This window comes from Streptantibioticus rubrisoli, from assembly GCF_024436055.1.
GTDB classification, from domain to species: Bacteria; Actinomycetota; Actinomycetes; order Streptomycetales; family Streptomycetaceae; genus Streptantibioticus_A; species Streptantibioticus_A rubrisoli.
This window is the reverse complement of sequence record NZ_JANFNH010000001.1, coordinates 660,167-672,880: the sequence shown is the minus strand read 5'-3', so window position 1 is coordinate 672,880 and position 12,714 is coordinate 660,167. Positions and strand designations below refer to the sequence as shown.

General features: G+C 71.0%; 12 protein-coding genes and 2 pseudogenes. 4 read left to right on the top strand and 10 right to left on the bottom strand.

Annotation, left to right across the window (positions count from 1 at the left end; all coding sequences use genetic code 11):
- Positions 1-51: 51 nt before the first annotated feature.
- From NON19_RS03260 to NON19_RS03225, 8 genes and pseudogenes are all read right to left on the bottom strand, one after another.
- Complete coding sequence (locus NON19_RS03260) at positions 52-363, bottom strand: SCO5918 family protein (RefSeq protein ID WP_255924994.1); 312 nt, start codon at positions 361-363, stop codon at positions 52-54.
- 59 nt (positions 364-422) lie between these two features.
- The gene (locus NON19_RS03255; protein WP_255925025.1) at positions 423-743 is read right to left on the bottom strand and encodes a CBS domain-containing protein; all 321 of its coding nucleotides are present in this window, start codon (positions 741-743) and stop codon (positions 423-425) included.
- 112 nt (positions 744-855) lie between these two features.
- Complete coding sequence (locus tag NON19_RS03250) at positions 856-2,331, bottom strand: DEAD/DEAH box helicase (protein WP_255924993.1); 1,476 nt, start codon at positions 2,329-2,331, stop codon at positions 856-858.
- A gap of 180 nt (positions 2,332-2,511) precedes the next feature.
- Entirely contained in the window at positions 2,512-2,715 is a 204-nt protein-coding gene (locus NON19_RS03245; protein ID WP_069815976.1) for a cold-shock protein, read from the bottom strand.
- A gap of 332 nt (positions 2,716-3,047) precedes the next feature.
- A pseudogene (locus NON19_RS03240) lies at positions 3,048-3,197 on the bottom strand (MFS transporter); the annotation flags it as partial.
- Between the two features lie 219 nt (positions 3,198-3,416).
- Entirely contained in the window at positions 3,417-3,710 is a 294-nt protein-coding gene (locus NON19_RS03235) for a DUF1330 domain-containing protein (protein WP_255924992.1), read from the bottom strand.
- A 33-nt stretch (positions 3,711-3,743) separates the two neighbouring features.
- Positions 3,744-5,177 carry an MFS transporter gene (locus NON19_RS03230; protein WP_255924991.1) on the bottom strand — a complete coding sequence of 478 codons (1,434 nt, stop codon included), beginning with the start codon at positions 5,175-5,177 and terminating at the stop codon, positions 3,744-3,746.
- Positions 5,174-5,536 (bottom strand): MarR family winged helix-turn-helix transcriptional regulator, encoded by a 363-nt coding sequence (locus NON19_RS03225; protein ID WP_308213646.1) that lies wholly within the window; start codon positions 5,534-5,536, stop codon positions 5,174-5,176. The genes NON19_RS03230 and NON19_RS03225 overlap by 4 nt, the downstream gene beginning before the upstream one ends.
- Positions 5,537-5,721: 185 nt before the next feature.
- Here NON19_RS03225 and NON19_RS03220 point away from each other — a divergent pair, with 185 nt between their 5' ends.
- Positions 5,722-5,997 (top strand): transposase, encoded by a 276-nt coding sequence (locus tag NON19_RS03220; protein WP_255924989.1) that lies wholly within the window; start codon positions 5,722-5,724, stop codon positions 5,995-5,997.
- A 128-nt stretch (positions 5,998-6,125) separates the two neighbouring features.
- Here NON19_RS03220 and NON19_RS03215 read toward each other — a convergent pair whose 3' ends face one another.
- Positions 6,126-6,533: a (2Fe-2S) ferredoxin domain-containing protein gene (locus tag NON19_RS03215; protein ID WP_255924988.1), complete on the bottom strand. Its 408-nt coding sequence runs from the start codon at positions 6,531-6,533 to the stop codon at positions 6,126-6,128.
- On the bottom strand, positions 6,530-8,512 hold the full coding sequence (locus NON19_RS03210; RefSeq protein WP_255924987.1) for a heavy metal translocating P-type ATPase: 1,983 nt from the start codon (positions 8,510-8,512) through the stop codon (positions 6,530-6,532). The genes NON19_RS03215 and NON19_RS03210 overlap by 4 nt, the downstream gene beginning before the upstream one ends.
- A 112-nt stretch (positions 8,513-8,624) precedes the next feature.
- Here NON19_RS03210 and NON19_RS03205 point away from each other — a divergent pair, with 112 nt between their 5' ends.
- The 3 genes and pseudogenes from NON19_RS03205 to NON19_RS03200 all read left to right on the top strand — a co-directional run bounded on the left by NON19_RS03205 (position 8,625) and on the right by NON19_RS03200 (position 12,580).
- A complete protein-coding gene (locus NON19_RS03205; RefSeq protein WP_255924986.1) occupies positions 8,625-9,047 on the top strand; it encodes an ArsR/SmtB family transcription factor in 423 nt (140 codons plus the stop codon).
- 54 nt (positions 9,048-9,101) lie between these two features.
- A pseudogene (locus NON19_RS33890) lies at positions 9,102-9,284 on the top strand (hypothetical protein); the annotation flags it as partial.
- 500 nt (positions 9,285-9,784) lie between these two features.
- Complete coding sequence (locus tag NON19_RS03200; protein ID WP_372513977.1) at positions 9,785-12,580, top strand: SpoIIE family protein phosphatase; 2,796 nt, start codon at positions 9,785-9,787, stop codon at positions 12,578-12,580.
- Positions 12,581-12,714 lie beyond the last annotated feature (134 nt).

Below are 12,714 nucleotides of genomic sequence, written 5' to 3'. Positions count from 1 at the left end.
CTCGGCCCCACCGGGCTCCTGAGGGCGTTCACCTCGCCCGTCCTCACAGGATCAGGGGGCCGGTGCCGGCCGGCGGGGCTGGCGGGGTCCAGAGCGGATGGCACCACCCGCGTCTACCGGCGCGACCTCGGGACGGTCGTGACAGGTGAATCCCAGGCGCGTCATGGTTCGGGTGACTTCGCGGGTGGTGAAGTCACGCGGGTCCTGTCGCGTGATGACTTGGCCCACTTGCTTGACGGGGTAGCGGCGGCGGCCGATCGTCACGGACGCTCCCGTGACGAGCTCGGGCCTGACGCCCTTCATCGAGGCCAGCACCCCGGCCTTGGTCAGCTCGAATGGGTACTGGGCGATGACGCAGCGCATGATGCCTCCCAGGGGAGAAGTCGCGGGGGAAGGAAACCGGGCTGTCCGGGCGAGCCGGATCAGTGGGAGAGGACGAGGAGGCTCGGGACTCGGCCGTGCTCACCCACGCCGCCGGGGCGGGTGTCCGGCCTGGGGAGCGATCCGTCAAGGACGTCCCGCAGACGGATCCGGTCCGTGTACGTGGGGCTGTCGCGGAGGATCGCGAGCTGAGCGAAAGTGACCGAGTCCGTGCTCTGGTCATCCCCGTCGCACACGATCAGGTACTCGACACGGGCGCTCGCCATGACGGCCAGAGCCACCTCGACGGTCATGTCGTCGCATACCCGAGGTCCATCCGTCTCGCTGCCGCTGGTCACGGGCACGGGGGCAGGGTCCATCATGGGGTACTGCGTCTGGATCGACGTCAAGGGTGCCTCCTGCGGTGAGAGCTGTTCGGTTCGTTGACCATGGCGATCCCAGGGAGACCGCGGTTGTCCGGACGCCGCGCCAGAGCTAGGCGCCCGACTCGTTGCCGGGCCGCCGCTGCGCGCTGCGGCGCTTCCTCGCGCCGGCGGAGCGGCCCCGGCGGCTCCGCGATGGCGAAGAGGCGCGGCGGGCGCGTTCCACGGTGGACTCGGTGATGACCACCGGGACGCCGGAGGGCGACCGGGCGCCGGTGATGCGGCTCAGCTCCGCCTCGCCCGAGCGGACCGCGGTGATGTGCGGGGTGATGCCGGCCGAGGCCATCAGTCGGCTCATACCGCGCCGCTGGCCGGGAGTGACGAGGGTGACGACGCTCCCGGACTCGCCGGCGCGGGCCGTACGGCCGCCACGGTGCAGGTAGTCCTTGTGGTCGCTGGGCGGATCCACGTTGACGACCAGGTCGAGGTTGTCGACGTGGATGCCGCGGGCCGCGACGTTGGTGGCCACCAGGACCGTGACATGACCGTCCTTGAACTGCGCCAGGGTCCGGGTGCGCTGCGGCTGGGACCGGCCACCGTGCAGGGCCGCGGCACGGACACCGCTGTTCAGCAGGTGCCTGGTCAGCCGGTCCACGGCATGCTTGGTGTCCAGGAACATGATGACCCTGCCGTCCCTGGCCGCGATCTCGGTGGTCGTACGGTGCTTGTCCGCGTCGTGCACGTGAAGTATGTGGTGCTCCATCGTGGTGACCGCACCGGCCGGCGGGTCGACGGAGTGAACCACCGGGTCGGTGAGGTAGCGGCGGACCAGCAGGTCGACATTGCGGTCCAGGGTGGCCGAGAAGAGCAGCCGCTGTCCGGCAGGGCGCACCTGGTCGAGCAGGGCGGTGACCTGGGGCATGAAGCCCATGTCGGTCATCTGGTCGGCCTCGTCGAGAACCGTGATGCCGACGTCGGCGAGCCGGCACTCGCCCCGGTCGATGAGGTCCTTGAGCCGACCAGGCGTCGCGACGACCACCTCCGCGCCGGCGCGCAGCGCCCCGGCCTGCCTGCCGATGGAGGTTCCGCCGACGACGGTGGCCAGCCGCAGGCACGCGGCGCGGGCGTAGGGAGCGAGCGCGTCGGTGACCTGCTGGGCCAGCTCACGGGTGGGAACGAGGATCAGGGCCAGTGGGCGGCGCGGCTCGGCACGCTGGCCGGCCGTACGGGCCAGTACCGCCAGGCCGAAGGCGAGAGTCTTGCCCGAGCCGGTGCGGCCGCGGCCGAGTACGTCACGGCCGACCAGGGAGTTCGGCAAGGTTGCCGCCTGGATCGGGAACGGCACAGTCACGCCCTCACGGCCGAGCGTGGCCAGCAACGGAGCCGGCATGGCCAGGTCGGCGAACGACGCGGCAGCGGGCAACGCGGGCGTGACCGTCTTCGGCAAGGTGAACTCGCCCTGCGCGGACTGTCGGATTCCGGAACGGTTGGAGCGGCGCTGAACGCCGGAGCGGCCCGCAGCGGCACTCCCTCCGAAGCGGTCGAAGGGGCGATTGGTGCGTGCGCGAGTGGTACGTGTGTGGTTCATGCGGAACCTTCCTCGATGCGGGCGCGTATCAAGGAATTCCCGCAGCAGAACAAGCGGCGCTGAGAATCGCGAGAACGAGCCGGAAATCACAGGGTCGAATCACCCTGGGAATGATGCGAGCTGGGGCCCGCACCCCAAGGTGCGGGCCCCAGCTGCGGAGTATGCGTCAGTGCCGGTGTGTCAGGCCGGAACGATGTTCTCAGCCGTCGGGCCCTTCTGGCCCTGCGCGATGTCGAACGACACCTTCTGACCTTCCAGCAGCTCACGGAAGCCCTGGGCGACGATGTTCGAGTAGTGGGCGAAGACGTCGGCGCCGCCGCCGTCCTGCTCGATGAAGCCGAAGCCCTTTTCCGCGTTAAACCACTTCACAGTGCCAGTAGCCATTTTGTTTCTCCTCGGGGACGGTCTCAGGAAAACGCCCTGCGCGCATTCCATGTCGCCGTGATGATCAGCCGCCGGAAAAACCGTCTGGCAACCACACCTGCAACCGGTAACGACAGTAGCACGTCGACGCGGCCCGTGCCCGGTAAATAATCCAGCACGGCCTGTCACCCCAGGAATATTTCTCGCGCGCCGCGACGATTTCTCACGTGGCCACCACAGATATTTTTCCGCCGGATCGTGTTATAGCTGCCCGGCGGTTCCACTCACAGCCCTGCGACCTGCTTCGACGAGCGCCCAGGCGTCGATCCCGCTCGCGCAGGCGTGGGGCGGCCAACGGAGGTGACCCGGCCAAGATAGGCCGGGTCCGCCGCCGTCTGTATGAGGGCGTTGCCCAGACTGCCGAAGACTCCCGCACACAGTCCGATAACCGCAGCCAGCGCCACGGCGAGCCACAGGGTAGGCACCAGCGCGACGGCGATCGCGAGCAGCGCGGCGCTGGCCGCGGTGGGGTTGCTGGCGCGGGCGACCCGCGCGGTCAGCGGCGGGATCTCCGATCCGGGCTGGGGCTGGAGGGATATATCGGGCTCCCCGGGAACATGGGCATCATGTTCCTACGAGCCTGACGCAACGCCACGATCGTTAACTGCCCGTCCTCAAGACTCCCGACAGCGTCCTTCAGTGAAGATCCGACTGAACCTCGGTCAGTCGATGCCTTCGACGATGCGGAAGTCGCGCTCGACGCCGTCGGAGAGCGCGGCCAGCGCCTCCTGGTAGGCCGCACTCTCGCGTGCCGCGACGGCCTGTTCGAAGCTGTCGAACTCGATCAGGATGGTGCGCTCGGCGATTCCGGCGTCGTGTGCGGCGACCCGACCGTCACGGGCGAGGAGCCGCCCGCCCCCGGCCCGAACGGCCGGACCGGCCAGCTTGTTATAGGCAGCCAGCTTCTCAGGGTCCGAAATGGTGCGGTAGACGCTGACCCAGTAGCCCTTGGGCACGGAACCTCCAGTGTTGGGATGAGTGCATCTGACTTACGAGTTGGTCTCGGACGAGCGTCGGCGGGCGAGAGCGAGGCTTGTCAGCGTCGTGATCGCCATGGCGCCGATGCCGACCAGCGCCGCGGTGGTGTAGGCGCTGTCGTCGGGGAAGAGGTGGCCGGGGCCGGTGCCCGCGGCGAGGATCAGGCCGCCGATGGCGCTGCCCAGGGAGTACCCGACGCTGCGGACGACGTAGTTGAAGCTCATGGCGCTCGACGTCTCGCTCTTGGGGGTGACGGCCAGGATGACGCCGGGCATCGCGGCCGAGAAACCGCCGACGCCGAAGCCGAGCACGCCCATCGCCGCGAACAGTTCGGCCAGGTCCGACCGGGCCGCCGCGAACAGGGCGAACCCGCCGCCCACCACGACGGCGCTGCCGGCCAGGAGCAAGGGGTCGGCGATCCGCGTCCGGACCCGCGGGGTGAGCTTGCCGGCGACGAACCCCAGCACCGAGAACGGGATGAGGACCAGCCCGGCGACGAAGGTCGTCAGCCCGAAGCCGTAGCCGGCGCCGTGCGGCGTCTGCGCGTACCGGGTGATGAGCGTGAGCAGGAGGTACATGCCGATCCCGCCGACGAACATGGCGAGGTTCGCCCCGGCGACCGCCGGGTGCCGCACCGCCCGCACATCGACCAGGGGCGTCGTGCTGCGCAGCTCGATGACGGCCCAGACGCAGAGCAGCACCACCGCGACGACGGCGAGGCCCGCCGCCACGGCGAGGTGCCGGCTCCACAGATTCCGTTCGCCTGCGAGGAACAGCACCAGGAGCAGCGCAGCGGCCAGGACGACCGCGCCTGCCACGTCCACGTGGGCGGAGCGGCCTTCGGGGGCTTCGGGCATGGAGCGCCACGCGGTCAGGAGGGCGGCGGCGGTGACGACCAGGCCGAGGCCGTAGGCGGCTCGTACCCCGCCGAGCTCGGCGAGCAGTGCGGCCAGCGGGTAGCCGACGCCGGCCCCGATGATCGAGACCACCGAGATCAGGGCGATCACGGCCGCGCTGCGCTCCTCGGGGAGGTGGTCCCGGGCCACGCCCATCATCAGCGGCGTCAGCCCAAGCCCGACGCCCTGGGCCGCCCTGCCGGCCAGCAACCACGCGAACGGCAGCGGCAGCACGGTGAGCGCGCTGTCGGCGACGACGACCGCCAGAGTGGCGAGGATCGCGGCCCGTCGGTGCGGGCCGGCTCCGAACCGGCCCAGGACCGGCGTGGCGACGGCGCCGCTGAGCAGCGCGACGGTCAGCGTCCACTGCGCGCTGCCGAGCGAGACGTGGAACGAGGTCGCCACGCTGGTGATGAGCGGCGTCCCGAGGCTGGCGACCGCCGCCACGACCAGAGCGATGAACATCAGGGCGGGGACCAGCAGCCGCGCCTCGGAACGCGCCACCGGGAACGCCTTCACCGCGACCCCGCCGACCGGCTGCCCGGTCACTGCTTCGGCCCTTCGCGGCCCTGGCTTTCGAGCTCTGCCAGATGCTTCAGCGCCGGAAGGGCCGCCACCAGCGCCTCGACCTCGTCGCCGGTGAGCTCGCCGATCAACCGCTCGAACGCGTGGACGCCCGCCTGGCGCCGCGTCCGGACATAGGAGGCGCCGGCCTCGGTCAGGCACACCAGCGTGACCCGCTTGTCGGACGGGTCGCCCCGCCGCTCGACCAGGCCGGACTCCTCCATCACCCGGACCAGGGCGGTCATCGCGGGCTGGGTGACGCCCTCGACCGCGGCCAGATCGGTGATGCGCCGCGGGCCTGTCCGGTCCAGCGTGGCCAGGGTGGCGGCGGACGTCAGGCTCATGTCCCGGGGCAGGCGTCTGGCGGCCCTGGTGGCCAGGCCGTAGAGGGCTGCCCCGATGGCGGCGGACGCGCCAGGAGCGGTGTCTTGACGACTCACGCTCGAAGCATAGCATTTTTATATTTATAGTTTATGGAAATGGGTTCGGGCCCGGGTGCTCCTCGCGCCTGCGGGGGATGGTCCCGAGGATGAAACCCTCGTACTCCAGGTGGCCGAGTGCTCCCCGCGCCTGCGGGGGTAGGTCCCAAGATCGTGCGGCAGCTGCTGGAAGAGGCTGGACGATCGAGCCGGAGGAACTGACCCACATCTCGCCGTACCTGACCGAGCACATCAACCGGTTCGGCGAATACTCCACACACGAACTCGGCATCCAGCCCGAGGCACACGACCCCAAGCTGGACGGCGACTTCGCGCCGCTGCGCGAGCAGGATCTGGCCGCCGCCGACTTGAGCACGGCCGCCTGAACCAGGCCCAGGATTCAATGACGGCGCCGCCTGCTCAGCACCACCCGCAAGGACGGGCAACCGGGTCGTCTACGGCCTGCGCCACAGCCATCTGCACCTGTGGTGACGCGGTTACCGGATCGGTCGGGTCATGGTTCGACGGCTTGGCGGATGCGGCGGGACGGGGTGAAGGCGTACAGGTCGAGGACGCCGGGCGGGTCGGCAAGTCCCGGCCCGCCGGCTTCGACCCAGGCCGCGATGTCGTTGGCGGCGTCGCGGTCGTTGACCAGGCCGAGCCAGACGGGCCGACCGCCGGCCGCGCGTCCTGCGGCAGAGGGCTGGATGACGATGACGTTGGCGTGCTCGCAAGCGTCCAGGCAGCCGGTGATGCGTACCTGGGCGAGCTGTGCGAGGGATGAGCGGAGCTGGTCGAGCTGGGCGGGGTGGTCCAGGCCGGGGATTTTGGCCGTGCCGCAGCAGCAGCCGCGGCAGACGGTGACCGTGCAGCGGGCCGCCCCCGCATTCGCGGGGGCGGCTTTGCGGCCGCGGCGGCTCACTGGCCGTTCCCGCTGCGGGCACGGCGCCAGGCGCCGTCGGCCAGCAGGCGCAGGCCGTTCAGGCCCACGATGACGGTGGAGCCCTCGTGCCCGGCAACACCAAGCGGCAGCGGGAGGGTCCCGGCGAGGTCCCAGATGACCAGTCCGGTGATGAACACGGCGGCGATGGCCAGGTTCTGCACCACCAGGCGCCGGGCGCGGCGGGAGAGCGCGACGACGGTGGGGATGGTGGCGAGTTCGTCGCGGACCACGACGGCGTCGGCGGTCTCCAGGGCGAGGTCGGATCCGGCCCGGCCCATGGCGATGCCGGTGTGGGCGGCGGCGAGTGCGGGGGCGTCGTTGACGCCGTCGCCGACCACCAGCACCTTGCGTCCGGCCCGCTCCAGTTCCTGGACGGCGGTGACCTTGTCCTGCGGGAGAAGGCCGGCGCGGATGTCGGTGATGCCGACCTCTTCGGCGAGGCGGGCGGCGGCGCGCGGGTTGTCGCCGGTTACCAGCACCGGCGCGGTTCCGGTCAGGCCGGTGAGGGCGGTGACGGTGGCGGCGGTCTCCTCGCGCAGCCGGTCGGCGATACCCAGCACCCCGACCGGGGTGTTCTCGATCTCGACCAGGACAGCGGTACGGCCCTCGTCCTCCAGCCGGGCGGCCACCACGGCGGCCGCGTGCCCGGTACGCCCGTTCAGCAGCCGGGCGGGGCTGCCGACCGCTACCGCCTTGCCCTCGACGGTGGCCGTCACGCCGGTGCCGGGGGCGGAGGTGAAGTCCTCCACCAGCGGGATGGCCAGGCCGCGGGTGCGGGCGGCGTCCACGATCGCGCGGGCCAGCGGGTGCTCGCTGGGGTGCTCGGCCGTCGCCGCGATCCGCAGCAGCTCCTCCTCGCTCAGGCCGGAGGCGGCCATCGGGCGGATGTCGGTCACCCGCGGGGTGCCCTCGGTCAGGGTGCCGGTCTTGTCCAGCGCCACCGCGTCGATCCGGCCCAGCTGCTCCATCACCACGGCGGACTTCACCAGCACGCCGTGCCGTCCGGCATTCGCGATGGCGGACAGCAGCGGGGGCATGGTGGCCAGCACAACCGCACACGGGGAGGCCACGATCATGAACGTCATCGCCCGCAGCAGGGTGGGCTGTAGCGCGGCGCCGAAGAGCAGCGGCAGTGCGAACAGCGCGAGCGTGGCGGCGACCATGCCGAGGCTGTAGCGCTGTTCGATCTTTTCGATGAACAGCTGGGTGGGGGCCTTGGTCTCGGAGGCTTCCTCGACCATGGCCACGATTCGGGCGATCACCGAATCGGACGGGTCGCGCTCGACCTTCACCCGCAGCGCGCCGGTGCCGTTCAGGGTGCCGGCGAACACCTCGTCCCCGGCTTCCTTGGCTACCGGAAGCGGTTCGCCGGTGATGGTGGCCTGGTCCACCTCGCTCGCACCGTCCAGGACGCGGCCGTCGGCGCCGATCCGCTCACCCGGGCGCACCAGGATGGTGTCGCCCACGGCCAGCTGCTCGGTGGGGACCGTCTCCTCGGTGCCGTCGTCGGCCAGGCGGGTCGCGGTGGTGGGGGCGAGGTCGAGCAGGCCGCGCACCGAGTCGGCGGTGCGGGCGGTGGCGATCGCCTCCAGGGCGCCGGAAGTAGCGAAGATGACGATCAGCAGCGCGCCGTCCAACACCTGCCCGATCGCCGCCGCCCCCAGCGCCGCGACGACCATCAGCAGGTCCACATCCAGCGTCTTCTCCCGCAGGGCCTGCAAGCCGGCCCAGCCGGGCTCCCATCCGCCGGTGGCGTAGGTGAGGGCGAACAGCGGCCCCCACGCCCACGCCGGCGCCCCGAGCAGGTACAGCGGCAGTCCGATCAGGAATAGCGCCAGCGCCGCGGCGGCCCAGCGGGTTTCGGGCAGCGCGAAGACCTTCGTGCGCCGCCGCGGCGGCCCAGCGTCGCGCACGGCCGCGTCGCCAGCGGGCGCCGGGCGGGTGAGGGTGGAAGACATCGAAACAGGGGTCCTTTGCGCAGCCGTGAGCGGACAGCGTCCAACCCCACCACCGTAACAGGAACGCATGAACATTGATTCATGCGTTCATCCGGCCGCGTACGATGGGCGCATGGGTCATGGAGCTCCCCCCGCCGACCGGGTCCCGCGCACCCGCCTCACCGCTGACCACGCCGCGAAGGTGGCCGCCACGCTGCAGGCGCTGGCCACCCCCTCCCGGCTGCTGATCCTCGCCCGGCTGCGCGAGGGCCCGCTCCCGGCGACCGAGCTGGCCGCCGAGGTCGGCATGGAGCAGTCCGCCTGCTCCCACCAACTGCGCCTGCTGCGCAACCTTGACCTCGTGGTCGGCACCCGCAAAGGCCGCTCGGTGGTCTATTCCCTCTACGACAACCACGTCTGCGAACTACTCGACCAGGCCCTGTACCACGTCGAGCACCTCCGGATCGGCCTGAGCGACACCGCAACAGCCACTGCCGAGCTGGCACAGGAAGCGGTGGCTGCGCCGAGCGCCGCCGCCATCGAACAGTTCGGCTGACCCACCTGCTCCGCACCCGCCGGAAGCACCTGCCGCACCCGCGGCGGCAAGGTCGCCCCGAAGTACCGCACCCCGCGCTTCATGCTCGTCCCCCAGCTCCGCGCCGAACTCGAAACCGACAGGTCCGCGGCCGGGGCCACCAGAGGTGCCACCCAGGTGGGCACACCCAAGCGCAGCGCCAGCATCCGCACGTTCCCAAAGCCGAACAAGAACGTGAGGCCACCACAGCAGCCATGATCACCGTAACGGCGCGCAGAGTAGTCGCCTGCTCGAAGGAGGCTCCAGCGTCGCGAACGGTAGTCGGTGACCTCTTCGCAGCCGCCATCACCGGGCCCCGCCCCTCGTCGTGGGGTGGAACCGCCCCTCCACGATGAGCCGCCCAGCAGGAAGCCGCAGGCCAGCCCCTCGTCCTTCTGCATGCAGGTTTTCTCGGGGCACCAACCTGCGAGCGGTCCACCGGGGGCATGGCCCCGAACTGCTGTGGACGCCGACGGGCCCTGGACCCAGTGGCCCGGCCATCTACCCCACCACCAGGCGGGTTCGCCGCACGAGCGCGTGTGTGTAGTGGTCGTGTCGGACCGCCGAGATGCCAGACCGCCGCCGCGCTCCAAGATCACCCCGGCGCCCCCCTGACGGGGGAGAGAACGCCCGCATCGCGGCGTGGCCAGGGGTCGAGACAGGTCAACGCATGGCGCGTATCGTTCGCGGCGCCGGGAAGGTCGGGGTAGACATGGGGTATGGCCCGAAAGCGGGGCCGCTCTTGGGGGCCCTCGGGCCGCTGGTTCTCCGGTCGGCACCCAGGTAGCCGACGTGAGCGGCGAGAACGGCGCCGCGGCTCACGGGCGGCGTCGGCGCGACGTGTGTGGCCGGTGGCGAGCATCCGCAGTGTCGCCGGTCAGATGTTCGTGCTCCAGGTGCTGATCGTGGTGCTGCTGGTGGTGGCCGCGGTGGCGACGCTGCTGCTGCAGTCGCGCAGCGACAGGTTCCAGGCCGCGCGCGACCGTTCGCTGGCCGCTGCCGAGGCGTTCGCCTACTCCCCCGGCCTGGTGAACACCCTGCGCGGTCCCCATCCCTCGGCGGTGCTGCAGCCGCGTACCGAAGCGGCCCGCCTGCGGGGCGGGGTCGACTTCATCGTCGTGATGAACCGGCAGGGCATCCGCTACACGCACCCCAAGCCCGAGGAGATCGGGAAGAAGTTCGTCGGCACGATCGGGCCATCGCTGCAGGGCCGGACCACCACCGAGACCGTGCACGGTCCCCTCGGTGAGGAGGTCCAGGTCGTCGTCCCGATCTTCGACGCCCACGGCGGGGTCGTCGGCATGGTCTCGGCCGGGATGAAGGCCGCCAACGTCAGCAGCGCGGTCGACCGGCAGCTGCCGGTCGTGCTCGGCGCCGGAGCCGCCGCGCTGTTCCTGACGACGGCCGGAACAGCGCTGGTCAGCACGCGGCTGCGGCGGCAGACCCATGGCCTCGGCCCCGACGAGATGACCAGGATGTACGAGCACCACGACGCGGTGCTGCACGCGGTCCGCGAGGGCGTGGTGATCGTCAGCGGCGACGGCCGGATCCTGCTCACCAACGACGAGGCGCGTCGGCTCCTCGAGCTGCCACCGGACGTGGAGGGACACCGGGTCAGCAGCCTGGGCCTCGATCCCAGGATGGCGGACCTGCTGGCCTCCCGCCGTGTCGCCACCGATGAGCTGCTGCCCGTAGGAGACCGGCTACTGGCGGTGAACAACCGGCCGACGGACCGTCGCGGCGGCCCGCGCGGCAGCGTCGCGACGCTGCGGGACTCCACCGAACTGCGCGCGCTCGCCGGAAAGGCCGAGGTGGCCCGCAGCCGTCTGAACCTGCTGTACAACGCGAGCATGGCCATCGGCACGACCCTCGACATCAAGCGCACCGCCGAGGAACTCGTCTACGTGGCCGCCCCCCAGTTCACCGACTACGCCACCGTCGATCTCGCCGACCCCGTCCTGCGCGGCGAGGAGCCGCACGTACGGGTGGGCAGCGACGCGGCGCAGTTGCGCCGGGTCGCCCTGCATGGCGCCAGGGAGGACCATCCCCTGCACCGGGTGGGGGAGCTGGTCGCGTTCACCTCATCCGCTCCGCAGGCGGACGGCTTCCTGAGCGGGCACCCCGTGCTCGTACCGGACCTGCGGTCCGCCGAGGGCTGGCGCCTCCAGGAGCCGGAAGAGACCCAGGCGGTGCTCGACTACGGGCTCAGCTCGCTGATCACGGTTCCGCTCAAGGCCCGCGGCGTACTGATGGGGATCGTCAACTTCTGGCGGACGCGGGAGAGCGAGCCCTTCGAGGACGACGACCTGTCCCTCGCCGAAGAGCTGGCGGCCCGCGCCTCGGTGTGCATCGACAACGCACGCCGGTTCACGCGAGAGCACGCGATGGCCGTCACCTTGCAGCACAGTCTGCTGCCGCGGGCCCTGCCCAGCCAGGACGCGCTCGACATCGCCTACCGCTACCTGCCCGCCCAGGCGGGAGTGGGTGGTGACTGGTTCGATGTGATCTCCCTGCCGGGCGCCCGGGTCGCGCTGGTGGTCGGTGACGTGGTCGGCCATGGCCTGCACGCCGCGGCCACGATGGGGCGGCTGCGCACCGCCGTGCAGAACTTCTCCGCCCTCGACCTGTCGCCGGACGAACTCCTCGGGCACCTTGACGAACTCGTCGGCCGCATCGACCAGGAGGCGGCCGACGAGGACGGTGAGGCGGCGGTCGTCGGCGCCGCCTGTCTGTACGCGATCTACGATCCCGTGACCGGCAACTGCCAGCTGGCCCGGGCAGGCCATCCGCCGCCCGCGGTCGTCCGTCCCGACGGCAGCGTGGACTTCCCGGAAGTCCCCGTCGGGCCTCCGCTGGGAGTCGGCGGGCACCCGTACAAAGCCGCTGAACTGCACCTGCCCGCGGACAGCACCCTGGTCCTGTACACCGACGGCCTCATCGAGGACCGCACACGGGACATCGAGACGGGGTTGGAGATCCTGCGCGGCACGCTGGCGCGCCCCAACCGCACGCCGCAGGAGATCTGCGAGGCGGTGCTGGAGACGCTGCTGCCCGCCCGGCAGAGCGACGACATCGCCCTGCTGGTCGCCCGCACCAAGGTCCTGGACGCCGACCAGATCGCCAGTTGGGAACTGCCCTGCGACCCCACGGTCGTCTCGCGCGCCCGCGCCGAAGCCACCGAGCAACTGACGCGGTGGGGCATGGACGAGGAGACGGTCTTCACCACCGAGCTGATCCTCAGTGAGCTGGTCACCAACGCGATCCGCCATGCCTGCGGCCCGATCGGGGTGCGCCTGCTGCGTAATCGCAATCTGATCTGCGAGGTGTCCGACACCAGCAGCACCTCACCGCACCTGCGGTACGCGGCGGCCGAGGACGAAGGCGGTCGCGGCCTGTTCCTGGTCGCCCAACTCGCCGAGCGCTGGGGCACCCGGTACACCTCGGAGGGCAAGGTCATCTGGGCCGAACAGCCCCTCCCGGGGGCCGGACGCACACTCCGAGAGACGCCCAACTAGCCGCTCCACCTTAAGAATTCGTGCGTTGTTTCAGTTCCACTTGATGCTGAGTAGGGTGAGGCTGACGCCGGGGCCGCGGTGTGGTCCGGCGCAGTTCGACGCGGATGGGACGGGGTGCGTGTGGGCGAGGTCGG